We start from the raw sequence: 25,023 nt of genomic DNA on the forward strand, positions 1-25,023 counted from the left end.
GATGAATCCTATCTGAAGCGAGTGAAATTTTGATAATGGTCGGTAGTGTAGTACGCACTACCGTCGCTCCCCGTCACAACTCGTTCGGCACCTCGGTTGACTCCTCTCGTGTACGGATTCACATCCCATTCGCGATAGGTAACCGCATTGCCGTTTGCATCGGTTCTAGGGAGCACCATTCCCCCATTACGCCCATCATTAGCAAAGGTTCTTCCCCCCCTGTAGCCAGGGGGAGGTGTTCCGTGCTGCTGAACGTGATCGGCAGTGTCCTGCGCTTTCCGCGCAACCGGACCAGAGGGGACATTGCATGGTCCGGCATTGTGAACGAGGAGCGCTCGGGAGCCTGCCATGATGTAATACGTATGTATGTCGCGAACGGTGAGGTTGTACATATACCGCACAGCCGGGAAGGTTCTTATTCCAAGGACCAGGACACGTTCAGCTCGAGGAGTCTGAAGGGTATCTCCTGGATGAAGGTCGCCGGCGTCCTTCCATGCTCTGCTGGCGGCTTCCCAGAAAGGGTGGTGCCGTGTGGTGTGGATGGTTGAGATGGAACCATTCGCCAGTTGGACGGTCAGATCGGTCAGGTGCTTGTCGAGGGTCCGATGTACAGCCGTAACCGTTTTGGCCTCAGTGCGCCCGGCCTCAGGATTCGTAGCAATTACATTGTCGCCGACCTCAACATCCTCGATATTTTTGCGATTTCCGTCCGCCATGAGGATCTGAGTTCCAGCTGCAAAGCTGTTCAGGCATGGAGCTCGGGAGGACCTGCCGCCGACCTTTGGGCCGATTCCTGGCCTAACGGCCTCTACTTCCGGCGCGATAAAGAAGGGCAATATCTGCGATCCCCAGTAGCCCGTCTTGTATTCCGGAGAGTTTGGATCCGTCCCGAAGAGGGCTTCTGCTGGAAGTGACGGGGCATCTTCGAATCCTGGGATGACGTGACAGACGATGCAGGTCATGTCCCATATGCCTTGGCCGATCCCGCTGGCTGAATCGACAACTCCGCGCCAGAAGTCATCGGAGGGTTCGAGCGGCGGGTCCCAAGTTGCAGGTAGATCCATGTCATCGGGTAGGCCGATCGGGGTGATGCCGGGAGGGCCGCCACAGGATCCGCTGCAAGCAGGTACGCCAGGGAGAGTGACGTCGGGTCCGCCGAACGTGACCGGGCCGTTGAAGTAGCTGGGGGTGCCGCCCCAGCTGACGTTGCACGCGCCGTGGGCACACTTGTTGTCGATGACATCCTGAGACGGTGGCGGCGGCGTGCGGGGCTTTTTGGGCTTTCCCGAATCCGTTTGAGGTTCCGGGTCCTTATCCTTCTTTTTCTTCTTGGCCTTCCCCTTTCCTGGTGTGCCGCCGGTCGGGTGACCGGTGTTGTTCCGGTTTCCGCCAGGGGGAGGTTGGCGGGACTCGGACCTTCCCTGGCTCTCTACGGTCGACTCGGTACCCTCGCCATTATTCTTGCCCTTGCCCTTGCCCTTGTCTTTGTTGTCGCCGCAGGCTCCTGTTCCCCCTCCTGGGTAGAAACTCTTTTTTGGAAGGGCGGTCTGCTGGTAGTACCAGTCATAGCCGCAGCCGTTGCCCCAACTGCCGCCGCCTGGGTCAGGCACGTGGCCGGTGGGGTCACGATTAAGCAGCGGGCTGGCGTTGGCGTAGGTGTAGCGGTTAACCTGCACCGACGGGTTCGGCTCCAGGCTCCAGTCGTCGCGGGAGACGAACGCTGCGGTGCCCGGCTGATACCAGCGTGCGTGCATGTTGACGGTGCCGGTGTCGGGATCGGTGTATCCGCTCTGGTAGCCCAGGCCCGATTTGGTACCAGTCTGGGCTGTGACCTCGCCGAAGGGGTTGTAGGCGGTGCTGCCGGTCAGCGCGGTGCCGGAGAAGCTGCCGACCAGGTCCTGGTGCAGGTCGGTCAGCGCTGCGGCGGCCGGGTTGCCGCCTTCCTTGACACTGACGAGGTCGCCGAACGGGTCGCGGCCGTAGGAGGCGCGCGGGGCGCCGTTCTGGTCGGTGATGGCGATGATGTCGTTGCTGAGGCCGGCGTAGACAAACCGCTGCTGGCCGGCGTTGTTCTGGCGGGTGGCCATGCGATCGAAGGCGTCATAGGTGTAGGTGGCGTCGCCGTCGTTGATGAGCCGGTCGAAGGCGTCGAAGGTGAGGTTGCGGGTGTTGCCGTTCTTGATTTGCGAGGCCATGGTGCCGCGCGGGCTGTAGGTGTAGGTGCTGCCGTCACCTTCGGTCAAGCGGTTGCGTTCGTCGTAGGTGTAGGTCTTGGTGCCTGCCCTGACGCGGTTGCCGGAGGCGTCCCAGGCGTAGCTGGTGGTGGTGCCATCCGGGCCAGTCCAGGAGGTCAGACGGCCTGCCTGGTCGTAGCCGTAGGTATTGGAGCCGGCGCCGGCCAGACCTTCGGTGGTCTTGGAGGTAAGATTGTCGTCCTTATCCCAGCCATAGGCGATCTTGGAAAGCTGGCCTCCGCTGCTGTTCTTCAACGTGTGGGTGAGCGGACGGTCCAGCGCGTCGTAGGTGTACGACTGGGTGTTGACGGGGTTGGCCGAGGTGATGGTGGTCAGCCGGTCGGCCTTGTCGTAGTCGTAGGTGTTGGTCCGGCCACTGACCGGGTCGGTGACGGTTCTGAGCCGGTTGTTGTTGTCCCACGTGTAGGTGGTGGTGCCGGTCACGTCCACGCGCTGGGTGGGATTGCCAAGCGCGTCGTAAGCGAAGGCGGTGCTCTGCCCGGAGGGGGCCGTGACCTTGGTCAGCAGGCCACGGTCGTTGTACTCCAAGCTCTGGTCCGACACCGTCGTGGCGCGGTCGGCCAGGTCGTAGCCGTAGGTCTTGTCCTGCGCGACGATCCCAGCCCCGGACCCGCTGATCTTGGTGACGCGGCTGAGGTTGTCGTACTGCCGGTCCAGCCGGACCCCGCCCGGTTTGATCAGCGCGGTCTCGTTGCCGGCGGCGTCGTAGAGGTGGGTCCAGGTACGGTCCGCCAGGTTCGGGTGGGCGGTGGTGGCCGGTTCGGTCAGGGTCTCGATGAGGCCGAGGGTGTTGTAGCTGCTCCAGGTGGCGTTACCGCGGCCGTCCGTGGTGCGGGTGCGGGCGCCGGTGGCGTCGTAGCCGAAACTGGTGGTGATCGACTCGCCGCTAGAGACCGGCTCGACGAGTTCTGTGAGCAGGCTGGTGGCGTCGAAGACCCTCCGGGTGACGTGTCCCTCGCCGGAGGTGTACTGGGTGAGGTTGCCGGCCACGTCGTACCCATAACCGACCGCGCGGACCGTGACGCCGTTCTTGTCCAGCCTCTTCAAGCCGGTCAGACGCCCGGCCAGGTCGTACTCGCTGGCTAGTGAATTGCCCTCGGCGTCGGTCACCTTGGCCGGGCGGCCGGCCAGGTCGTACTCGTAGAGTGTGGCGTTAGTGGCCGGATCGGTCTGGGTGGTGACCTCTCCGGCCGCGTTGACCGTGTAGCTGGTGACCTTGTTGCCGGGCAGCGTCACCTTGGTCAGGTCGCCGGCGTCGTTGTATTGCAGGTCCGTGGTGTAGGACGCGGTGGCCGGCTTGCGCTCGAAGGCGGTGCGGGCGATCTGCCTGCCGAGATCGTCGTAGGTGAACTGCTGCCGGGCGCCGGTCGGGTCGACCGTGGCCCGTAGCTCGCCCAGCAGGTCGTACTCCGACAGCCAGGTCCCCGCTGTCTGCCCTTGGGCCGCTGGTGGGTCGGTGAGGCGCACCAGGTTGTCCAGCGCGTCGTACTCGGCGGTGGTGATCGCGCCGCGCGGGTCGGTGGTCTTGACCAGGCGTCCGGCGGCGTCGTAGCTGTAGGCCGTCTTCGGGATGAGCGCCGTGCCGCCGGGCGGGGTGTACGCGATGCCTGTGACCGACGTCAGGCGGTCGGCCCGGTCGAACGCGGAGGTGGTCAGTCGTCCCTCACCGTCGAGGACATGTGTCTGGTTTCCCATCGTGTCGTAGCCCCGCCGGGTGGTGGGCCGGGTTGCCTGTGTGGCGTTGTTCTTCTCGACCTGCACGGTGGGGGCCTTGGTCTCCACCAGCTGTCCTGCGGTGTCGTACCGGTAAGTGGTGGTGTAGGCGTCCGAGTCGGCGCCGGGCACGTTGCCGCGCGGGTCTACCGCGCGCACCACCAGCCCGCGATCATCGACTGTCCAGGAGCTGATCAGATCCTGCGCGTCGTTCTCGACCTTCTGACCAGTGAGGTTGTTCTTCTTGTCGTAGGTGTAGTCAATCCTCTCCGACCGGGTGGTGCCCGTCGCCGAGTACTGCTCCGCGGTAACGTTGCCGGCGGCATCGTAGGTGTAGACGGTCTTGCGGGCCAGCTTGGCCGGATCGAACGTCTGTGAGGTCAGCAGACCGGCCGCGTCGTAGACGTAGTTCGTGGTGGTGATGAAGCTGGGGGTGGAGGTGGTGACGCGCCCTGCGGTCTCCTTCTTGGTGAGATTTCCCGCTGGGTCGTAGGTGTTGGCCTCCAAGATGACGTCATCAGTGGTGGTCGAACCGTTCAATTTGACGTCATCACCGACCACCTGGAACAGCAGGTTGTCGGCGTAGTAGGTGTAGGAAGTCTTGCGGCCCATCGCGTCGGCCTTGGCGGCCAAGCGTCCTCCGGGATCGTAGGAGAACGACTCCAGCGTGATCTCCTCGGCCGGCTTCGGGTTGACCGGGCTGCCGGTGTAGTTCTTCAGCGTCCGCTTCTCCAGCTCACCACGCTTGGTGAAGGTGTAGCCGAACACGGAGCCGAGCGGATCCGTCAAGGTCGTCGGCAGGCCGAGCTTGTCCCAATTGGTGCGGAGCACACCGCCTTCTGGGTCGGTGACGGTCTCCTGACGACCGTACGCGTCGTAGGTGTAGGTGGTGGCCCGTGCAGAATCTCCGCCCGTCAGATCCATGACGGTGGCGGTGAGCGGATGACCGTCCGGATCGTAGGAGTAGCTGGTCTGCGCTGTGTGCGTCACCCCGGTGATCTCATTTTTGACACCCGGCGTGGTCCGAGTCGCCAACCGGCCCGCAGCGTCGTATCCAAAGGTGATCTTCACACCGGCCGGCACTGCGTCGGAGAGTTGAGTCTTCGCAGTAAGGCGTCCCAGCGCGTCCTGCTCGAACGCCGTGACCAGCCCTTCCGGATCGCTCTGCTCGGCCAAGTCACCCTTGGCGGTGTACTTGAACGTCACCGCGTTGCCCCTGGCATCGGTGCTTGTCTTGACCAAACCAGGCGGGGAGGTGCCGCCCCCTACAGCGGGTTCGGTGCCGTCGGTGTAGGCGGTCGTGGTGGACCGTCCCAGCGGGAAGTCCAAGCTGATGGGCGTGGTTTGCTTGGTCGGTTCGCCAAAGGTGTTGTATTCGAGCGTGGTGGCGTAGGTGTTGTCGTTGCTGCGTGCAGAGCGGCCATCGCGGTAGGCCGTCACCTTGTCGTTGCGTGGGTCAAGCGGGTCGTCGGGGTTGAGGTAGTAGGACCAGAATTCGATCGCGCACTGGCCTGGTGCCCGACAGTACTGACGGCCTAGCGTGTTGCCTCGCTTGTCCTGATAGATCTCGCTGGCAAGGTCGTTACGGTCGGTCACCTTAGCTAGGAAGCCTGCCTGGTTGTACTCATACCGGGTGCTGTAGCCGAGTTGGTCGCTGCGGCTGCGGATGCGGTAGCCGCGCCAGGCGTCAAACTGCGAGATTAGTGGGTTGTTGTTCGGATCGGTGACCGTGACCTGGGCCTCGCCGGACTGCTGCTCGACGCCAAGGCCGCCGATCTTCCAGGTGCCGCCGTTGGAGTCGGTGTGGGTGGCGATCCGGTCGCTCTTGTCGTCGTAGGTGTTGACCGCCTGCACCCGACCGGACGGCAGCGTGATCTTCGTCAACCGGTTCGGGGTGGCGTTCCGCGCCTGATAGTGGGCCTTGACCTGCCGCAGACCCAACGGGGCTCCGTAAAGGGCGACCTCGTCGATCACGCCCTGGAAGGCGAACGCCGTCGTCCCGGCCGGCACAGCCGGGGAGATCGCCGCGTCGGCGATACCGCTGCCGACGGTGGCGTACTGCCGCCACCCGGCCGGCCGCGTGCTTGTCAGGGTGCCGGTCTGCTGTCCGTCCAGGAACAGTGTCTGCTGCTGATCCTCCACCGACAGCACGACGTGGTGCCATTGTCCGTCGTTGACCGCCTGCCCAGAGGTGATGGGTGTAGCGGTCTCGGTCAGTGAGCCTCGTAGCTTGCCGTCGGTGCCGACGTACAGCATCGGGCCTTCGGCCGCTCCGCCGCTCTGCTGGGCGCCAGCCGCCAGCAGCACCCCCGATCCACTGGTCTTGAACCAGGTCTCCACCGCCATCTGGTTGCCCACGTGGGCGATGGCGTGCGCAGGCAGGCTCAGCCTCGCCCCTGTGCCGAAGGAGGCGGCTGTGTCCGTGGTGCCGGCCAGGGCGCCCTGCTGGCCGAGCGTCACCGACTGGTAGGTCGCATCGCCGGCGCCGGTCCCCAGGTCTTTGGCGGTGCTGCCTGAGGCTTCATCCAGCCGCCAATAGCCGAACGCATCCTCATCCAAGACGCCGCTTCGATACAGCGACCCGGTTCCGTAGTCGTAGGTGGTGCAGTTCGGGACGGCCACCGGCGCGCACGCCTGGGTGAGCCGGTCCCCGTCGTAGGCGTAGGTCCATGTCAGCGCCGTGCCGTTGACCGGGTCGCTGGAGACGGAGGTGACGTGGGAGCCGTTCCAGGTGAAGGTCAGCGACCGGCCGCCCACCGTGCTCACCTTGGCCAGCTTGCCGTCACTGCCGTAGATGAGTTCCTGGGTGCGGTTGCGGTTGTCGCGGATCTTCGCCAGCCGACCGTCAGTGCCGAACAGGTAATTCGTGCCGGCCTTGTCCATAAGCCGCCAGCCATCCCGCTGGACCAGGGTGGAGAACATGCCAGGCGGCGGCTGGAAGCCGCCTCCGCCATCTGAACGGAAGCGCACCCGCCGCCCGTCCGGATAGGTCAGGACCGCCGAAACCGCCGTGCCGTGCGTCTCGGAGCTGATCCGCATGTCCCACCGCGTGGACCAGCCCGCCCCGAACAAGGCATCGGTGCGAGGATCCAGGCTGTTGTAGGTGCGCACCACCGACAGCGGCGGCCCCACCGTCGCCACCTCCAGGTCCGTGGCCGTGGTGGTGAAGTTGCCGTTCTGCTGATTGAACCCGTCCGGCCCGGCCAGCGTCGAACTCAGCACAGACTGGCGCACCCCGGTAGTGAAGGTCAGCACCGACGATGTCGTGGTCGAGGAGTCAGAGGAGTCCTTGACCGTGACCCGCCACCAGTACTGCTTGCCCCACACCAGCGTGCCCGCCGGCACTGTCCACTTGTTGGCGTTGCCCCCCACAAACCCCGAACTCACGCAGGCGGGGCCAGACATCGACTCCACATCGCACAGCTCGAAGGAGTACGACACCGGGTAGGCGCCGTTACTGCTCTGCCCCCACGCGCGCAGCGACGGCGTCAGCGAATCAACCAGATAACCCTGCTTGGGATACACATCCGCGAGAGTGGGCACAGCCAGCACCGACCGCTCGGCCGCCTCCGCCCGCAGTGTCCCGGCCGGCAGCCCCTCTGTCGCATCTGCCGGCGCCGAATCGAACGCGCGGTCCTCCAGCGGCACAGCCTTCTTGGGCGGCTCCAGTTCGGCATGCCAGCCGTCCGGCGGCTCCGCCTCCGCTGACGCACGTGTGGCTCGCTGCAATGACGGCAACCTGTGGGTCGACCCGGCTAACTGCACTGGAACGGTCACTTCGGCGGCAGCATCCTGTGCTGTGGTGCCGATCGACGCAGCTAGAACAGGCTGCCCTCGAACGATTAGTAAGCCGGGCGCAAGACCGGCAAGCACAGAAATCGTTCCAACCTTACGACGCCATGACCGACTTCGGCGCATGCGCGCATCACGCTCCGAACCATACGAGGGGGCCGACAAATACCGCCACCGCTCTCCGCCACTGGGGAACGCCTTCGTTCTGTGCAGGCTCGGAGCTGATCAACGCCCAACGTAAATTGCGACACTTCGTTCGACAAGTTCAATCAGTGTCACAAAACGGAAAACAGCTCTATTGGGTACGTAACGTTCCGCTACAGGGACGATTGGAGCGAAGGCGGGTGATCTCGTAGGGGTGTCACACTGACGCCCTCACGCAGTCAGACTGTCGCGTGTTCATGCACTACGGAGCTGTAAGAGTCACGCGCGTAGTGGCTGGCAGATGGGCAAGGGCGTTGACATCAAACCGGACCGCCTCTGCTTCCTGGCGTGAACGTGAAGGCCTCTCGAACGCTCCTCTACTGCGTCATCACTCGCGCAGGTGCGCGCGTCTGTGGTCGACGTCAACCGCCTGGCCATGTCCGCGCAGGCGGATGCCAAGGATGCCAGCCAGGCCAGCCGCGCGGTCGACGCCCGCTTGCATGAGCGAGCGGGCCGCACTAGAGAGCAGTCGGGGCTACCCTTCGCAGTCAACGTGCCTGGACTCTTCGCCAGCTGTTTACCTGTAGGTGATTAGACAGATGGCCTCCAGCCGGAACTGGTGGAGGCAGCCCACGCCGGGCCACGCCTGCGAGATCTCTTCTCCTGAACAGGGATGGGAGGAACTGCACTTCACCCTCCCATGGACCCCGTAACGTCTGCTACGTGGGCATATGGTGGGCACGCCGGAGCACCCGCACAAGCCGTCGCCATGGTGGAACGCCTCTCCCGAGGATGCGCCTCCACCGTCGTCAGCAGTCGAGAAGAGTTGCGGCTCTCGAAGCGGCCTCCAACCAGCAGAAAATCCGACAGCGAACTGAAAGGTTGAGCTACCAGACCCCCTGTCTGCGCTGTCCACACGCAGGCACTCCAACGTCCCTAGGGTCGGTCTTCGGGACGGCCCTCCCCAGTCACACTTTGCAGGCACTGCGCGAGACGTGATCCTGCCCCAAGCATGGCCTCATCATGAGCACCAGCCCCCGCGGATCAACGGTCACAGGGATGCTCCTCAATGTCCGCTGCCTTCCTGGCCACGCCCGGATGACACAGGTGGTGTCCTGGCATCAGGAGGACCGCAAACGGAACGATGGTGCAGCAAGACAGTACTACTCCGCCTTTGAGATCCCGATGTCGGCCGGTCGGTTGTACCGCAGAATTCGCGAAAACCGAGGATGAAGGCACAACTCCAGGTCAGGCCCAGTTCGACGAAGTTGCTGATGCCTCATCGCTCGGCCCAGCAGAACGCCGCAGAATCCTGCAAAAGCATTCCACAGGTGACGCGGACGCCCATGGCTCGGACTCGACAGCCGCACATCCATGCCGACGCTTCACGAGATACCGAGCTGCACTCGAGCCAGAGGACGCCAGTTCCAGACCGTCTCGGGCCCATCCTGGTTCACGATGTGGATGTTGTTGATGGTGATGTGGCGCTCGGGAAGCTGCTTGCCGAGCGCTTCGATTATGGGAGCCGCTGGGCCATCAGCGCTGCTGTAGGCAACAGTGACGTGCGGTACCCAGGCTGCATGAGCAAGAGAGCCGTCACGGCCGGTGGCTGCCCGTGTGGCGAACTTGGCTGCTTCCAACAGGGGCCTAAGACGGTCCGCCGGCCGCGCCTCCAGGACCACCGCCTCCGGGTGGTAGAGCACACGCCCCAGCGAGACAGTGATGGGCGCGATCCGGGAGAGTTGAGTCGTGGCCTCCTCAGCCATCACGTTCACCTGATGATCGGTGATCTCGTGTGAGTAGCCGGCGACCAACGTGGTGAGGTGGATGAACTTCTGCGGCACCAGATCGAGGCCGGGCAGGCCGGCCAGGCGGTCGTGAGCCTCTTGGACGATGGCCTGCGCTTCGGGGTCCTCTCCCAGGAGGACATGCCAGTAGAGCTGGCCCTGGCCTGACGGCAGCATGAGCGCTCGTCGCTTCTCCCAGCGGTTCACCATCCGCGTTGGCAACGGGCTCACGCATCCTCCTCGACAGGGGCGGGCAGAGCCCGGGCGGAGTTGAACGTCTTGATCTGTTCGCGCAGCGTGGTCACCATATCCGAGCCGCGGAACCGAGGGGCGGCCAATCGAGCATCCATCCGGACCAGGTAGTTGGTGATCGTGGACAGGCGGTGTTCGGGCGGTAGGGACAGGGCCGGCGTCACCTGTTCGGCGGCGGCGTCCAGGTCCTCCATCATCACGTACGCGATTCCAGCGCCGAAGCGGACTTGTGCCCAGGTGCCGGCCACCCAGGGAGCGCCGTTGGCCCATGCGTCGTCGGCCGCCGCTGCCGCCTGCAGTGCTGCGGCATGGTCGCTGGCCTGGAGCGCCACCGACAGGGCGTACAGTGCCCGCCTTGGTGCTGGGCACGACCAAGGTGTCACGCCGGAGTCGCTGGCCACGGAGCCGGCTGCCTCGTCCGCTCGGTGAAGTGCTTCTCGGGCTCGGTCGAAGTCGCCGAGCAGGCTTGCGGCGTTCGCTTCCTGGCTGGCGAGGAGTACCCGCAAGGGCGTGGGCGGGCTGCATTCGTAGCCGCGTCTGGCCGCGTTGGCAGAGACGGCGTACCGGCATCGCCACCGCTCGGTCTTGGCCTGGGCGCTCAATGCCGCCGCCTCGCTCGCGCCGGCCTCTTGGGAGGACAGGAGGGCGGCTCTACCGTGGACGATGGCCGCTTCGTCGTCGTACAGGTCGCCCAGCAGGATGCAGGCGTGGGCGAGGAGTTCGGCGTCGATCCGGTACAGCTCACGTGTCTGGTTAAGCCGCTGCTTGCCACCCCGCAGGAGCGCCAGCACTCGCCGGTGCAGGCGGAGCACATCGGCGAGCAGTGGCGCGGGGGCGGTCTGGGTGTGGCGCTGCGTCAGGTGGTAGCGGGTCTCGTCAATCATGGCGATGGTGCTGTTGCCGACGTTGGTCTGCTCGATCCAGGCTGTGTGCTCGATCAGGTCGCCGCTCGTCGGCAGTGTGCCCACCAGCTCGCCGTCACGGTCGAAGAGGACGGCCTCATCCATGCTGAATACGCGGCAGTACAGCAAGGGGTAGGGGTCCTTCGGGCGGCTGTTGCCCGCCTCGTGGTCTTTGATTCTGCGGACCACCGACTCGAACTCGGGCAAGGCGATCTCCTCGCCCGCTGCCTGGAACAGGTGTCTGGCCAGTTGCTTCTGTGACCAGCCGCGCTGACGTCGCTCATCACGAATGCGTTCGGCCCACCGGGGAGTTCTGGGCTGATCCAGCATGCCGTCGCACCTCACCACCGAGTTGGGGGACACGGTCGCCGCCCCCAGTGTCCCCCAATCACATCTGTCTACGCGTCGTTACTCAGCGTTGTGATGGATTCGTGTACTGGGACACGAATCACCTAGACGCCGACACCAAAGCCGGGCTGGACGAGCTGCTGAGGGCCACTGCCCAAAGCGTTCGCCAAGCCTCCGCATTGGCGGCGCTCATACAGGACTTGCGGGACCGCCAGCTCTCCGTACTGCGCGGCACCTATCCGGCCTGGGACATCGCCCTGGAGCTCGACTCCACGGAGAGGCTGTGGTGGACCGCCGTACCGAACCGGTCTCTGACCGTCGAGTTGGTGGCGGAGGGGGTCATGCGCATCATCCGGTGCGAGGACGCAATCGCGCTCGCGGCGGCCTTGGCCTGGCAATCGACACTGATCGGCAACGTCGAGAACGCTGCAGGACCTCCGCACATCCATCCGGCTCGTCAACTGCAGGGGCGGCCGGCATGACGTCGACGCTTGAGCAGGCATGTGAGCTTGATCTGCGAGGTGCGTTCAGGCGCTTCTACGTCTGGTGCGACAACGCGGGTCTATGGCATGCGAGGCCGCTGCCCAAGCTGACGGCCGACGAAGTCGCTTACGGCGTCCAGCGGGAGCTGGTCGCTGACTCACCTCTGCAGCTCGCCTACAAGTGCACCTGGCAGCGGAGCCGTCGCAAGGTCTACCGGTACGTGAGGCAGTACGGCGCAGGGGGACCGGAGCATGACCCAGCCGCCTGACGAACCCGTACCTGCGTGGGAGCCGTACCTGCGCCCTCCGAGGGATCGCATCCGGATCACGGAGACCTCATGTTGCGGTGCCCTTGAGTGGGCATGCCAGGGCGGACAGTTCCTGATCCTCCGGCGCACCTCTACAGGCCAGTACGAGGAGACGGCCAGAGAGTTGTACCGGCAGGCGCGGTCCGTCTGGGAGGCGCTGCTCATCCTTCACGAGGACGAGCACAAGCGGAAGGCTCGGGCTCGGATGGCTGCGCGTCCCAAGCAGCGTGGCCGGGCGCTTCCGGGGAAGACCACGTGAACCGCCACCAGAGCAACTCCCTTGGAACAAGAGGGCTGATCCAATCTGCGGTGTTCCGCGGCAAAGTGCGAGCCGCCGTGGCCGCGATGGCCAGCGAGGGGGCATTGGCTTGAACTCTGGGATAGAGGGTTCTGCGGTTTGCGCGGCAGGCCCAACAAGATCGACGCCTACCCACCAACATGAACAAGGTGGTTCCGTACGGCGCCCCCTCCCCGCGCGTAGGGAAAGACCAAGAGGGACATGGTCCGCGAAGCTTCGCCAGTGGCCATGTCCCCCGCCCTACCCTAGAGACACTGTGCCTCGGTGAGGGAGCGCGATGAGCAAGGCGAAGGACGCCCGTATCTACGTCCGAATTGCAGAGGACATCCGCAATCGCATCCTCCAAGGTGATCTGCCGGCCGGTGCCATGCTGCCCTCCGAATCCACCCTCGCCAGCACGTACGGCGTGGCAAGAGGAACCGTCCGTCAGGCCGTCGCCGAGCTGGAACGCTCGGGGCTGGTGGCCAGCGAGGCCGGCCGCGGCCGGCGCGTGAAGAGCGAGGATTCCACAGCTTCGCGGGCAGCAACAACACAGTACGAGTCGATCGCCGAGACGCTCCGAGGACGCATCGAGAACGGCGAGCTGGTGCCTGGCCAGCAATTGCCCGGAGAGGCCGCAACAGCGGAGGAGTTCGGGGTGTCGAAGGGCACGGCCCGCCAGGCGCTGCAACTCCTGGCCGGCGAACGGCTCATCACAGCCGTCCACGGCAAGGGCTGGTTCGTCGGCGGCCCCGAGCACGCGCGAACCCGAGCCGACGCGGTCGCCGCCGAGTTCCGGCAGGACATCTCCGCAGGCAAGCTCGCTGTGGGGTCCGTCCTGCCCGGAGAGAACGCACTTGCCCAAGAGCGCGGCGTCGGTCGCATCACCATCAGGCGCGCCTTCGCGCTGCTGGAAGCGGAAGGAGTCATCGAGAAAAGGCCCGGCATGGGCCGCGTCGTCAAATCACGAGCCGAAGGTGACACGTGACCGTATCCCAGACGCCCTCGATCCCCTTCACCACCACCGAAGCACTGGCGACCCTGCACGAGACCTGCGAGAGCACAGGACTGGCCAGCCAGGACGCCCGCCTGATCCGCCTCGGCGAGAACGCTCTGTTCGCACTCCCCGCCGAGCAGGTGGTCGTGAGGATCGCGCGCAGCGTCGAGGTGCTGGACGACGTACACAAGGAAGTAGCCGTCTCGGCCTGGCTAAACGACTCCGGGATACCGGCGGCGAGAACGACGGCGCACAACCAACCGCTCATCGTCAGAGGCCACCCGGTAACGCTCTGGCACCTCATCCCCGACAGCGGCTCGTCCGCGACCCTCGACGACCTGGCCGGCGTCCTGCGCGAACTCCACGGCCTGGCCGTCCCCGCCGACCTGGAGTTGCCGGCGATGGACATCCTCAGCCGCGTCTCCGAACGCATCAACGCGGCGTCCGTCCTCACCGACGAGGATCGAGACTTCCTGCTGACGCGCCGACGCGAGCTGCAAAGCGCGTACGACGAGCTGGCCTTCCCTCTCACGCCGTGCGCAGTTCATGGGGACGCGCACAACGAGAATCTCATCAGGACCGTCGACGGAAGGGTCCTGCTCATCGACTTCGAGCGCTTCGCATTCGGCCCCCCGGAGACGGACCTCGCAGTCACCGCCATCGAGCACACGGTCGGCTGGGGAACGCGCATCGACTATGACCGGTTCGCGGAGCGGTACGGATTCGATGTTCTGGCCTGGGAAGGCTACCCGGTGCTCAGAGACATCAATGAGCTGAAAATGACGACGTGGCTCATGCAGAACGTCGACGAAGACGCGGCCATAGCCCGGGAGTTCCGCAATCGCATGAACTCGCTGCGGAAGCCCGACGCACCTCGCCGCTGGCGTGCTTTCTAAGGTCGATGTCCTGGGCCGGGAGATGACCGCCCTGCAGGAGCACAGTACGGGTGCCACCTGCTCGAAAGTTAAGGTCGGTGTCTGCGGCTCACGTGCCGTATCCGACATGTTGTGACGGCTGTCAGTCGCAGGGACGGAATGCCCCTCTCCAACAGCCACAGCTCTCGTCGCTCAAGATCACCGATAGGGTGCGCCAGAAGCAAAAGGAGCCTCTGACGTGTCACCTTCCGCCCCGTTAGCCTGGATGGCGGCCCTCGCCGCTGCGGCCTACCCCACCTGGGATACCTGGAAGACCAGGTTCGACTGGTCCTCCCTGTTCACGGCCGCCGACGTGCCCGAGCAGTACCTCGCGCAAATGCACTTCGAGGGCTTCACCGAGGGCGTTCTGAGCTGCGTACGTCCGTACGACGCGGTAGACCACTCGCCGTTCCTACCGCTGCGCGACGACCTCGCCACCCTCACCGAACTCGCGACGACCTGGGCCGTGCCCCTGCTGGCCGTGCTGGTCGCCCTGATGCGGCGGCATTCGGCGACGGCGGGACCGCGTGCTGCCTGGGTGCTGGCGCTGATCGCGCTCGCTCGGCCGCTCTCGGCCGACTACCAGGGGGACGGCATCTGCTCGGGCTCACTGCCCATGTTCACCCCGGACTGGTTCGAGGCTCTGTTCGGCGGCTGGGGACTCTGGGAGTTGTGCCTGCTGGCGGCTGCCCTGCTGGTGCTGCTCGCATCGAACTCCCCCGCGCTGCCGATCTCTGGGCGGCGCGCGTTGACGACCGTCATGGACGCCCTGGTGGTGTACGGGCTGGTGGGCCTCGCCCCTCTCCTCACCGGGGACGAATCCCTGCGCGCCGGCCTGCTGTACCAACTCCAGTTCGACGGCCTCCGCGATGCCCCTGCTCGGCTGCTGGTGCTCGTGCTGCCGCTCGGTTACCTCCTGTGGAGATACGGCGGGCCACGTCGCCACGGGTACGACAGCTAATGCGGTGACCATGAACGTTCACCGGGTGGACAACGCACCGGCTTGACCGCGCTCACGTTGATCCACGCGGTTGCCGATCTCGTTGTTGTAGGGTCTGACGTCGGCAAATATCGTGGGGAGGGCAAGGCCGTGGAGCGCGAAACACTGGTCGGTTACCTGGACTCGCAGCGCAAGCACGTCCTGGGCATCCTGGACGGCCTTGACGAGGAGCAACTACGCCAGGTGGTGCTGCCGTCCGGTTGGTCGCCCCGCGACCTGGTGCACCATTTGACCTGGTCCGAGGCGCTTTGGTTTCGCGGCGCGATGACCGCCGATCGCCAGGTCATCGACACGCTCGTGGTCGGCGAGTTCGGTTGGAAGGTCCCCGAGGAGTTCTCCGGTGCGGACGTGCTCGCGCGGTATCGGCGGACGATCGAGCAGTCGAACATGGTCATCGGGGCGACGGCGATCGATGCCGTGCTGGCCTGGTGGCCGACGAAGATGTTCGGTTCGGGGTCATGGCGGCTGGGGTCTTTGCGCGAAGTGCTGATGCACGTGATCGTCGACACTGCGACGCACGCCGGACAACTCGACGCGGTCCGGGAGCTGATCGACGGACGGCAGTGGCTGGTCAACGACGACTGACCGGCCGCAGGTCACTGAACCCGTTGAACGTTAGCGGTCACCGCACTAATCGCTCTCCGACGAATACTTCCGGGCGACGACGGCGTTGAACTCCGCCACCAAACCATCGTCCGCGTACGCGTTCAGGTCTGCTTGCAGGTCTCGGATGTACCGGAGATAGCGCTCCGACTTAAGCGGCCCGGCGAGGTCGATGGCCTCCAGCGCGACGGCCGCGGCCTGCGACGGGTCGCCCATGTGCACGTAGCTCGCCGCCTGGACCAGCCGGTCGAAGGCCAGGGTCCGCACGTACATCGGATCGCAGAGCCCGACCGCCTGGCCGACGAACTCCATCGCCCGGGACGGCTTGCGAAGGTCGCGGTAACAATGCGCGCCCTCGCTGGCCAGTTCGGCGGCGTCGAAGTACCCGACCCACGAGGGGTCATCGTCCACGTTGCGCTTGGCGAACCATTTCTCCGCCTCAAGCAGGGCTCGCGCACAGGCGGCCTCGTCGCCGTTCCCGGCGTGCGCGCGGGCCTCCATGGCGAAGAACAAGGCCATGGGCGTCGCGGTGGACGCGTTACGGCAGCCCTCCTGCGCCGCACGCGCGAGTTGAATGGCCTGGTCGTATCGGCCCAGATAATTGGCCTGATGGCTCATGTCGGCCAGGATCAGACCACCCAGCATGCGATCTCCGGACACCTGGGCGAGGCGCAGCCCTTGCAGGAAATAGCGTTGCGCGAGCCCGTGTCGGCCGAGATCGTACGCCGTCCACGCGACCAGCTCTGTGATTTCGGCCGCCGCCGCGTACAACGCCCGCCCTACCGACTCCTGGAATTTCCCGTCGAGCATGGGAACGACTTCTCGGTGGTAATACTGGACGAGCGCGGAGCGTGCATGTCCGCCCCCGAATTGGAAACCCATGCTCGCGAACAGCTCTGTGGTGGCGCGAATGGTCTGCACGTCCCACGGGCCGACAGACGGCCGCGCGTGCTCTCGTACCAGCACCGGCTCCGGCCGCGACAGCAGCCACGCGATGAGGGACTCGTTCCAGGCGTCCGGGACGACCACCGACTGAAGCGCCACCGGATCGTCTGCGAGGTCGCGCCGCGTCAGGCCCAGCAGTCGGCTTCCCACGTCGGAGATGCCGCCGCCATGAGCCAGCGTGCGTTCCAGCGTCTCCGGAGTCACGACGCTGGCGAACCCGATGTCGTCCAGCGTGAAGGTGACCCCGGCCTTCCTGGTGAGTGCTTCCGCGATGAAGCGCGCGGTGGCAGGCCGCGGCTTCACCCCGTCGAGCCAGCGTTTGACGTCCACATGCGTACAGCTCAGAGTTACGCCTTCTTCTTGCGCAATCTGTCGCACTCGTGAAGCAAGTCCAGAATTTGAACAATCGGCACGCCGCATCGCATCAGCAAGCCCCACATTGGGCATTCGAGACATCTTCACCTCCACATGTGCACGCCTCGGCAATCATGGCGCGAACACGGCCTTAAACGCCCGCTTTCCCGAGAAATACCGGCCCGCGTTTCTCCTGCTCAGGGCTTGAATCACCCCCAAAAAGCACCCCCTGTGCATTCAGTCCCGATCATGAGCACAGTGTTGGGGCGGCGCCCGGCGAGGAAGGCTTGAGTCAGCAAGAGCGGGCGAGCCAAGCACCGCGGGACTCCAACACAACCAGTCCCTCACACTTGACTCTCCGTAGCTGTACATGTTCTATGTCTCTTAGGACCTGCACGACAGGTCCTCGAACCGAGAGGTCTCGTCATGCTCATCCGTCCGCGCAAAGTGCTCCCGACCGTCCTGACGATCTGCGCCGCGCTCTACGCCCTGAAGGACCCAGAGGGCGCGGCGACCATCGTCAAGGCCGCCGCCCACCTGGTCATGAGCGCTTCGGAGTCCTTCGCCCGGTTCGTCCACACCGTCAACAAGTGATCGCAGAAAGAGACGCCGTGACTCAGAACCCGAACCGCCCTATCCATCCGGCCCGCATGTCACTCGCCGAGATCGAAGCCACCTGGCAGACCGACGGCGGGACACCGCTCCCCGAGTGCACGTACGACCCCGAGCTGCACACCGGCCCGCGGCTCACCATCGAGAGCACCGAGGAGCGCGCCGCCCGCGAGGCGGTCGCCCGCGAGGTCTGCGCCACCTGCCCCGCCCTGTCGCTGTGCGAGCAGTACGCGAGGCGCACCCGCCCGACCTCGGGCATCTGGGCCGGCCTGCCGGCCGCCGCCCTGACCACCTACAACACCGACCTGGCAGACATGGAGGTGGCCTGAATGGCCAGCCGCATCCGCACCCGCTTCTGGGACCCGTCCGGCGCCCGGTACGGAATTCCCACCTACCCACGGCACCTGGTCCCGGCGCACCTGCTCACGCTCCACCAGCTCGCCGCCCGGGGACTGCGTCCTGGCCCTCAAGGCGCACAGGCCCAGGCCCTGTGGCGCGGGCGGCGTCCCGGCCCACCTCGCGTTCGGGCCGTTTCCCTGTACGACGTGCGGTTCGCCCTGCCGAAGCGCACCCCGAGCCCGCGCCGACGTACCGGCATCTTCAAGACCAGCTGGACGTGCCCCGAGTGCCTGATCGACGTCGGCTACGTGCTGCCGCGCCACCTCGGCGTGTGCCTCGACTGCGCCGAGGAGGCAGCCGCGTGAGCCGCCGCACCCTCGACACCTCCGGGCGTCCCGGCGTCACCGTCCACGGCGAAAGGCTCCCGAGCTTCTACCAGCCGGAAGCCGGTCGCGACGGATGGCTGGAGGCCGACCGCAAGCGCGGCATGAGCCGCAGCGGACGCCCCACCCGCGAACGCCGCCCACGAACCACCGAAAGAAGGGACACACGATGACCGCCAATGAGGCCACGTCCCGGCCGTTGACCGAGGGCGAACGTACCGCCATCTCCACCACCGCAGCCGTCACCGGCGCCCTCGGGCTCCTGGGCTTCGTCAACAGCTTCGAGCGCGTCGCCACGGCGGCCGAGCCCTCGTTCGGATGGTTCGCCTGGACCGTTCCACTCGGCATCGACCTGGGGATCGCGGCGTTCTCGGCGCTCGACATCGTCCTTGCCCGCCTCGGCATGCGCCTGGGCTGGCTCCGATTCATCCCATGGGCCCTGACCGCCGCGACGGTCTACCTCAACGTGGCCGCCTACCTCACCGTGTCAGGACGGACGGACTGGTTCGCCGTCGTCGCCCACGCTCTGCTGCCGCTCCTGTGGGTCATCGCCATCGAGGTCGGCGCCCACGTCGTCCGCAAGCACGCCGAACTGGCCAGGCCGGACCACATGGACGGCATCCGCCGCTCACGCTGGCTGCTCGCCCCGCTGGCGACGGTCTCCCTCTGGCGCCGCATGGTGCTCTGGGAGATCCGCAGCTACCCGGAGGCTCTCGGCAGGGAACGTGAACGCATCCTGGCACGCACGGAGCTTCAGGACCGGTACGGCCTGCTGTGGCGGTGGAAGGCCACCCGCCGTGAGCGAGCCCTGTACCGCCTCGGCGAACTCACGCCCAGGCACATGCAACTGCCGGTCGCGACACTCCCGGAACTGGAGGCTCCCAGCACCGCTCTACCGCCGGCTGCTCCAAGGCGACACGGCCGTGGACCCAAGCGGCCCCAGAACACGACACCACCGAACGTAGGAGACCTCCTGCCACTAGGACGGCACATCGCCGCCGACCTGATCTCACAGGGCGAGCCCCTCACCCGTGACCGCCTCCGCGACGCCATCCGCAACCGCGGCCAAAGCATCTCGACCGACCGCGCCGGCGCGCTCCTGGCCCAGCTCAAAGCGGAAGGCCCCGCACCAAAAGGTGAGGCCGCCTGATGAGCCTGACCATCACGGACACCCGCATCAGCTCCGACCGGTGCCTGAACATCGCCGAACTAGGAGCAGGCGGTTGGACCGTCACCGGCTACCCCGGACGCCTCTTCGACCGCGACCAGGCCACCACCGCCATGCTCCTGGCCGAACTGCTCGCCCTGACCCTGCCGACCGAACTCGACATCGCCCAAGCGGACGGACCGCACTCGCCGACCGCTGACCACAGACCCACCGACCGCCCGGACGAATCGCGGTCCGACCGCACCTCGTCCCTGACCGTCACGTGGGGCGCGGCCTCATCCGCCAAGACAACGACCGCGCCCCAGGACCCCACCACCCATCAGGCAGCAGAGGTGCCTTCATCATGACTCACCGACCGGACGACCCCAACCACCACCCGAACGAGGACGACACTCCAGACCGGTCCAACGAACCGACCCCAGAGCGCCAGGACGGCAAGGGGGCGGACATCGTCGACCTCGACGCCGCCCGGTCCGGACGCCACTCCGACCGCCCTCAACCGGAGCCGAAGAAGCCCGCGCAGAACGACGCGGACGGACCGGTCCTTGACGGCGAGACCGTCCGAGTGGACCACGCCGGTCCGACCCGGACGGACTGGCGGGCGAGCCTGGAACGGAAGGCGACCACCCGACAGCCGATCATCCCGCTGTGGCTGCGCTCCCGCTCCGAGGCCGTCGAGACCATCCGCTGGACGAGCCTCCACTACCTGCATGTCGCCTGCTACCAGACCCTCCGCACCCCGCTCTACGCCGGACGGCTGACCGCCCGCGCGCCGCGCGGCTTCGTCCGCCTCGTGAACGGCATGGCGCGGTGGACGTTCGACCTGGAGGGCGAGCCCGCACGCGTGGCGGCCGTCCGCAAATCCGACTACGAGGGGTACCTGAAGCTGAGCAGGCAACGAGACTCACGTGTGCGGCTGCGCGTCTGGATCACCGGGGCGATCCTGATCGCGCTGCTGGTCCTGGCCATCGTCGCGGCCAACGAGCCGTCCGCCGCCCGCTGGGGAGCGCTCGCCGTGGCCATGGCCGTGCTGGGCCTCCTCGGCAAGCCCGCCGACCGGCCGCTGATCAACCGGGCCGTCATGGCGTCCGAGGTGGAGAAGCTGACCAGTGACATCGTGGTCCGCGCGCTGAGCGTGCTCGGGATTGCCGGCATCACGCAGGCCCTGTCCAAGAACCCCAAGGACGCCATCCGTTTCGTCGCCCCGATCACCCGCGACGGCCCCGGCTGGCGCGCCGACATCGACCTGCCGTACGGCGTGACCGTGGCCGACGTCCTGGACAGGCGGAAGCAACTGTCCGGCGCACTGCGCCGCCCGCTCGGCTGCATCTGGCCGGAGGGCGACCCGTCCGTCCACGAGGGACGGCTGATCCTGTGGGTGGGCGACAAGGACCTGTCCAAGACCATCGTGCGGTCTCCGCTCAAGCGGGCCGGCTCGCACGACGTGTTCAAGGGCATCCCGTTCGGCAACGACCCGCGCGGCCGCTTGGTCACCGTGCCGCTCATCCAGCACAACGTGCTGATCGGCTCCCAGCCCGGCCAGGGCAAGACCTCGTCCATCCGCGAGTTGGCCGCCGGGATCGTGCTCGATCCCACGGTCGAGGCGTGGTTCCACGAGCTCAAGGGCACCGGCGACCTGGACCCGTACGACAAGGTCTGCCACCGCTACGTCTCCGGCATAGAGGACGAGGCCATCGCCTACGCCGCCGACTCCCTGACCCTGCTGCGCAAGGAGGTCATGCGCCGCTCGGCCGCGCTCAAGGCCCTGCCCGCGGACCTGTGCCCGGACAAGCGCGTCACCCGGCAGATCGCCGACAAGCGCTCGCTGGGACTGCATCCGCTGGTCTGCATCATCGACGAGTGCCAGAACCTGTTCGCCCACCCCGAGTACGGCGACAGGGCAGGCGACGACGCCGAGTTCATCATCAAGCTCGGCCGCGCCCTGGGCGTCGTCCTGATCCTGGCCACCCAGCGCCCGGACCGCGACAGCCTGCCCACCGGCATCTCGGCGAACGTCTCCATCCGCTTCTGCCTGCGGGTCGCCGGCCAGCTTGAGAACGACATGATCCTCGGCACCTCGGCGTATAAGAACGGCATCCGCGCCACCGTCTTCGTCCCGGAGAAGGACGCCGGCACCGGCTACCTGGTCGGCGCGACTCCGATGCCCAAGGTCGTCAAGGCCGCCTACCTCAACACCCCGGAAACCCAGCTCATCGCCGACCGCGCCTACGCACTGCGCAAGACGGCAGGCACGCTCACCGGCTACGCCCTCGGCGAGACGCCCGAGCAAACGGCGCCGACCTTCGACCTGCTGGCCGACATCCTCTCTGTGGTCCCGCCGTCCGAGGCTAAGGTCTGGAACGAGGTCGTCGTGGACCGCCTGGCCGAGCTCCGGCCGGACATCTACGGCGCATGGGCGGCCCTGGAAGGCGGGGCGAAGACCGCCCAGCTCACCACCGCTCTCAAGCCGTACGGCGTCCGCACCATGCAGGTGTGGGGAGCCCCGGAGGGCGGCGGCAAGGGTGCCAACCGCATCGGCATCGCCCGCGAGGACCTCACCACGGCTATCACCCTGCGTGACAAGGGCAAGGCGTCGTAGCTCACCCGATCGCCTCTAGACCTAGAGGCGCATCCCTCTAGGTCTAGAGGCTCCCCTAGAGCCCGAAACCGTGTTCTATCTGGGCTCTAGCGCCTAGAGCCTGACCTGCGAAAACCCTGAATTCGGCCCCGGAGGCCCTCATGGCCAGCGTCATCGCCCTTCTAGCAGCCTGCCTACCGTTCGTCACTCTCAGCTACATCGTCGTGTGCCTGGCGTCGCCCTGGGGCCGCTGCACCCGATGCCGTCCCGGCGGCAAGAACCGCACCTGCCGCGCCTGCGAAGGCACCGGCAAGCGCCCCCGCCTCGGCTGGCAGCTCTACTTCTACGCCCGCCGCCTCCACCGCGACGGCACCCACTGATGCCACCCACCTGCTCCTCTCAGGAGACCCACATGCGCGACCTCACCCGCTACGCCCTGGCGGCTGCCGCCCGCGGCTGGCACGTCTTCCCACTCACCCCGTACGACAAGCGCCCGCTGCCTGGATTCACCGCCTGGGAGCAGCACGCAACCACCGACGCCGCCCTCATCCGCCACATGTGGGCCCGCGCCCCGTTCAACATCGGCATCGCCTGCGGCCCATCGAGCCTGGTGGTGCTCGACCTGGACGTACCAAAGCCCGACGAGCACCCGCCGCCCGACTGGGCGCGGCCCGGCATCAACGACGGTGCGGACGTCCTGGCCTCGCTCTGCGAGCAGGCCGGCCAACCGCTGCCACTGGAGACCTTCACAGTCCGCACCCGACGCGGCGGCACCCACCTCTACTTCACCACTCCGGCCGACACCGACCTGCGCAACACCGCCGGCAGACTCGGCTGGAAGATCGACACCCGGGCTCACGGCGGCTACGTCGTCGCCCCTGGCAGCCACGTCACTCAGCGGGACGGCAGCGGCTCCTACGACGTCCTGCACGACCCGACTCCGGCCACGCTTCCAGCCTGGCTGACCGAGCGTCTCAGCTCTCCCCCGCCGCCCACGTCCAGCACGTCCGCGGGGGCAGTGCTGGCCGCTTGCGGCGGGGACCGGGCAGCCGGGTACGCCCTGGCGGCACTGCGCGGCGAGGTCGAACGAGTCTTGGACGCCGTCCCCGGCACCCGCAACGACACCCTCAACCTCGCCGCATTCGCCCTGGGCCAGCTCATCACGGCCAGCCTGCTCCCGCGCAACCTCGCCGAAGCCTGCCTGCACAACGCAGCCGAGGCCATCGGGCTCGACTTCCGCGAGGCGTTCAACACCATCCGCTCCGGGCTCGACAGCGGCCTACGCCGACCAAGGAGGGCAGCCGCTTGACCACCAACGGACGCCCCACCGCCGAGACCATCCTGAGCAACCTCGGCGCCGCAAAGCAGCTCACCGAACTGCACAACGCACCCGCGCCGTGGGAGTCGCCCGCGCCACTCGGCCAGCGCGGCGAACTCCCGCCCTTCCCAGTCCACGCCCTTCCCGACTGGGTCGCCGACCACGTCAGCGCCGTAGCAGAGGAGACACAGACACCACTCGACCTGGCAGGCTGCGTCGCCCTGGCCGCACTGTCCACCGCAGCCGGCGGACGGGCAGTGGTCAACGTCCGCGGCTCATGGGTCGAGCCGGTGAACCTGTTCGTCCTGGTCGCCATGCCACCCGGGTCACGCAAGTCCGCCGTGTTCCGCGCCATGACGAGCCCGCTCATCCACGCTGAACGTGCCCTGCTCAGCCGCATCGGTCCGCAGATCACCGAGGCCGAAGTCGCCCGCCGACTGGCCGAGGACCTCGCCGAGAAGGCCGCCCGCGCGGCCAGCTCGGCACGCGGCGAGTCCGCTGCCGAGGCAATCGCCGAGGCCCAGAGCGCCGCCCTGGCCGTGGAAGAGATCAAGGTTCCGGTCAAACCACGACTGATGGCCGACGACGTCACGCCCGAATCCGCCTCCACCATCCTCGTGGAGCAGGGAGGCCGCCTCGCCGTTCTCAGTGCTGAGGGCGGCATCTTCGCCACCCTGGCCGGCCGCTACTCCGGCACACCCAACCTGGACCTGTTCCTCAAAGGCCACGCCGGAGACCCACTCATCATCGACCGCCGAGGCCGCAGCGAACGCGTCGACCAAGCCGTCCTTACCATGGGCCTGGCCGTCCAGCCCGAGATCGTTTCCGACATCGCCACCATGCCCGGCTTCCGCGGCAAGGGCCTGCTCGGCCGCATCCTCTACAGCCTCCCGAAAAGCAACGTCGGCTACCGCAACGTCGACGCACCCACCGTCCCGGACCACATCGCCACCCGCTACGACGCCAACCTGCAACGCCTGACCATCGACATGCACGACTGGCACGATCCCGCCCAGCTCGTCCTGTCACCCGACGCCGCCGAGATCTTCACCGAACACCGCCGAAGCACCGAACGCCGCCTGCGCCCAGACTCCGGCGACCTCGGCCACATCACCGACTGGGCAGGCAAGTTCGACGGCGCCGTCATGCGCATCGCCGGCCTCATCCACCTGGCCGGCCGCGTCGAAGACGGCTGGCGCCACCCGATCACCGCCGACACCGTCAACGCCGCCATCACCATCGGCCAGTACTTCATCGCCCACGCCCTGGCCACCTTCGACGCCATGGGCGCCGACCCCGACCTCGAAGCCGCCCGCATCGTGCACGCCTGGCTGCAGCGCACCGGCACGCAGCGCTTCACCGTCCGGGAAGCCTTCACCGCTCTACCGCGTAACCGCTTCCGCAAGGTGGCCGAGCTGGAACCCGCCCTCGACCTGCTCGAACAACTCGGCTGGATCCGCCGCGAGCCCGAACCACCCCGCACCGGCCCGGGCCGCCGCCCATCACCGGCCTACGCCGTCCACGCAAGCCTCCACCACTAAGCAGCTTGAGA

19 protein-coding genes are annotated in these 25,023 nt (G+C 66.6%); 15 read left to right on the forward strand and 4 right to left on the reverse strand.

Annotated elements, in window-relative coordinates; all coding sequences use genetic code 11:
* Positions 1-8: 8 nt before the first annotated feature.
* From AB0J46_RS05845 to AB0J46_RS05855, 3 genes are all read right to left on the reverse strand, one after another.
* Positions 9-7,616 carry a polymorphic toxin-type HINT domain-containing protein gene (locus tag AB0J46_RS05845; RefSeq protein ID WP_364326973.1) on the reverse strand — a complete coding sequence of 2,536 codons (7,608 nt, stop codon included), beginning with the start codon at positions 7,614-7,616 and terminating at the stop codon, positions 9-11.
* 1,673 nt (positions 7,617-9,289) lie between these two features.
* Positions 9,290-9,922, reverse strand: a complete 633-nt coding sequence (locus AB0J46_RS05850) for a 2'-5' RNA ligase family protein (protein WP_364326976.1) — start codon at positions 9,920-9,922, stop codon at positions 9,290-9,292.
* Positions 9,919-11,175, reverse strand: a complete 1,257-nt coding sequence (locus tag AB0J46_RS05855) for a hypothetical protein (RefSeq protein WP_364326979.1) — start codon at positions 11,173-11,175, stop codon at positions 9,919-9,921. The genes AB0J46_RS05850 and AB0J46_RS05855 overlap by 4 nt, the downstream gene beginning before the upstream one ends.
* 101 nt (positions 11,176-11,276) lie before the next feature.
* Here AB0J46_RS05855 and AB0J46_RS05860 point away from each other — a divergent pair, with 101 nt between their 5' ends.
* The 5 genes from AB0J46_RS05860 to AB0J46_RS05880 all read left to right on the forward strand — a co-directional run bounded on the left by AB0J46_RS05860 (position 11,277) and on the right by AB0J46_RS05880 (position 15,756).
* Positions 11,277-11,675: a hypothetical protein gene (locus AB0J46_RS05860; RefSeq protein WP_364326982.1), complete on the forward strand. Its 399-nt coding sequence runs from the start codon at positions 11,277-11,279 to the stop codon at positions 11,673-11,675.
* 883 nt (positions 11,676-12,558) lie between these two features.
* Positions 12,559-13,248 carry a GntR family transcriptional regulator gene (locus AB0J46_RS05865; protein ID WP_364326985.1) on the forward strand — a complete coding sequence of 230 codons (690 nt, stop codon included), beginning with the start codon at positions 12,559-12,561 and terminating at the stop codon, positions 13,246-13,248.
* Entirely contained in the window at positions 13,245-14,153 is a 909-nt protein-coding gene (locus AB0J46_RS05870; RefSeq protein WP_364326988.1) for an aminoglycoside phosphotransferase family protein, read from the forward strand. The genes AB0J46_RS05865 and AB0J46_RS05870 overlap by 4 nt, the downstream gene beginning before the upstream one ends.
* Positions 14,154-14,370: 217 nt before the next feature.
* Positions 14,371-15,132 (forward strand): hypothetical protein, encoded by a 762-nt coding sequence (locus tag AB0J46_RS05875; RefSeq protein WP_364326991.1) that lies wholly within the window; start codon positions 14,371-14,373, stop codon positions 15,130-15,132.
* Positions 15,133-15,174: 42 nt separating this feature from the next.
* A complete protein-coding gene (locus tag AB0J46_RS05880) occupies positions 15,175-15,756 on the forward strand; it encodes a DinB family protein (protein ID WP_364326994.1) in 582 nt (193 codons plus the stop codon).
* Between the two features lie 45 nt (positions 15,757-15,801).
* Here AB0J46_RS05880 and AB0J46_RS05885 read toward each other — a convergent pair whose 3' ends face one another.
* Positions 15,802-17,049, reverse strand: coding sequence for a hypothetical protein (locus AB0J46_RS05885; RefSeq protein WP_364326997.1), 1,248 nt, complete (start codon positions 17,047-17,049; stop codon positions 15,802-15,804).
* Between the two features lie 450 nt (positions 17,050-17,499).
* Between AB0J46_RS05885 and AB0J46_RS05890 the strand changes: the two genes are divergently transcribed.
* From AB0J46_RS05890 to AB0J46_RS05935, 10 genes are all read left to right on the forward strand, one after another.
* A complete protein-coding gene (locus AB0J46_RS05890; protein ID WP_357966596.1) occupies positions 17,500-17,667 on the forward strand; it encodes a hypothetical protein in 168 nt (55 codons plus the stop codon).
* A 56-nt stretch (positions 17,668-17,723) separates the two neighbouring features.
* The gene (locus AB0J46_RS05895; RefSeq protein ID WP_364327001.1) at positions 17,724-18,014 is read left to right on the forward strand and encodes a WhiB family transcriptional regulator; all 291 of its coding nucleotides are present in this window, start codon (positions 17,724-17,726) and stop codon (positions 18,012-18,014) included.
* The gene (locus tag AB0J46_RS05900; protein WP_364327004.1) at positions 18,015-18,389 is read left to right on the forward strand and encodes an RRQRL motif-containing zinc-binding protein; all 375 of its coding nucleotides are present in this window, start codon (positions 18,015-18,017) and stop codon (positions 18,387-18,389) included.
* On the forward strand, positions 18,386-18,580 hold the full coding sequence (locus AB0J46_RS05905) for a hypothetical protein (protein ID WP_364327007.1): 195 nt from the start codon (positions 18,386-18,388) through the stop codon (positions 18,578-18,580). Before AB0J46_RS05900 ends, AB0J46_RS05905 begins: the two co-directional genes overlap by 4 nt.
* Positions 18,577-19,557 (forward strand): DUF2637 domain-containing protein, encoded by a 981-nt coding sequence (locus AB0J46_RS05910; protein WP_364327010.1) that lies wholly within the window; start codon positions 18,577-18,579, stop codon positions 19,555-19,557. The genes AB0J46_RS05905 and AB0J46_RS05910 overlap by 4 nt, the downstream gene beginning before the upstream one ends.
* Positions 19,557-19,922 (forward strand): hypothetical protein, encoded by a 366-nt coding sequence (locus AB0J46_RS05915; protein ID WP_364327013.1) that lies wholly within the window; start codon positions 19,557-19,559, stop codon positions 19,920-19,922. Before AB0J46_RS05910 ends, AB0J46_RS05915 begins: the two co-directional genes overlap by 1 nt.
* Positions 19,919-22,174, forward strand: a complete 2,256-nt coding sequence (locus AB0J46_RS05920; protein ID WP_364327016.1) for a cell division protein FtsK — start codon at positions 19,919-19,921, stop codon at positions 22,172-22,174. The genes AB0J46_RS05915 and AB0J46_RS05920 overlap by 4 nt, the downstream gene beginning before the upstream one ends.
* Positions 22,175-22,314: 140 nt before the next feature.
* On the forward strand, positions 22,315-22,533 hold the full coding sequence (locus AB0J46_RS05925; protein ID WP_364327019.1) for a hypothetical protein: 219 nt from the start codon (positions 22,315-22,317) through the stop codon (positions 22,531-22,533).
* A gap of 32 nt (positions 22,534-22,565) precedes the next feature.
* On the forward strand, positions 22,566-23,462 hold the full coding sequence (locus AB0J46_RS05930) for a bifunctional DNA primase/polymerase (RefSeq protein WP_364327022.1): 897 nt from the start codon (positions 22,566-22,568) through the stop codon (positions 23,460-23,462).
* Positions 23,459-25,012, forward strand: coding sequence for a YfjI family protein (locus AB0J46_RS05935; RefSeq protein WP_364327025.1), 1,554 nt, complete (start codon positions 23,459-23,461; stop codon positions 25,010-25,012). The genes AB0J46_RS05930 and AB0J46_RS05935 overlap by 4 nt, the downstream gene beginning before the upstream one ends.
* The last annotated feature ends 11 nt before the right edge of the window (positions 25,013-25,023 follow it).

This window comes from Nonomuraea sp. NPDC049758, assembly GCF_040674635.1.
Classification (GTDB): Bacteria; Actinomycetota; Actinomycetes; order Streptosporangiales; family Streptosporangiaceae; genus Nonomuraea.

Excerpts from the sequence above, each read along its gene's own strand:
- AB0J46_RS05855 (WP_364326979.1), bottom strand. The coding sequence starts at position 11,175 with ATGCTGGATCAGCCCAGAACTCCCCGGTGGGCCGAACGCATTCGTGAT.
- AB0J46_RS05865 (WP_364326985.1), top strand. The coding sequence starts at position 12,559 with ATGAGCAAGGCGAAGGACGCCCGTATCTACGTCCGAATTGCAGAGGAC.
- AB0J46_RS05890 (WP_357966596.1), top strand. The coding sequence starts at position 17,500 with ATGCTCATCCGTCCGCGCAAAGTGCTCCCGACCGTCCTGACGATCTGC.
- AB0J46_RS05895 (WP_364327001.1), top strand. The coding sequence starts at position 17,724 with ATGTCACTCGCCGAGATCGAAGCCACCTGGCAGACCGACGGCGGGACA.
- AB0J46_RS05900 (WP_364327004.1), top strand. The coding sequence starts at position 18,015 with ATGGCCAGCCGCATCCGCACCCGCTTCTGGGACCCGTCCGGCGCCCGG.
- AB0J46_RS05910 (WP_364327010.1), top strand. The coding sequence starts at position 18,577 with ATGACCGCCAATGAGGCCACGTCCCGGCCGTTGACCGAGGGCGAACGT.
- AB0J46_RS05915 (WP_364327013.1), top strand. The coding sequence starts at position 19,557 with ATGAGCCTGACCATCACGGACACCCGCATCAGCTCCGACCGGTGCCTG.
- AB0J46_RS05920 (WP_364327016.1), top strand. The coding sequence starts at position 19,919 with ATGACTCACCGACCGGACGACCCCAACCACCACCCGAACGAGGACGAC.
- AB0J46_RS05925 (WP_364327019.1), top strand. The coding sequence starts at position 22,315 with ATGGCCAGCGTCATCGCCCTTCTAGCAGCCTGCCTACCGTTCGTCACT.
- AB0J46_RS05930 (WP_364327022.1), top strand. The coding sequence starts at position 22,566 with ATGCGCGACCTCACCCGCTACGCCCTGGCGGCTGCCGCCCGCGGCTGG.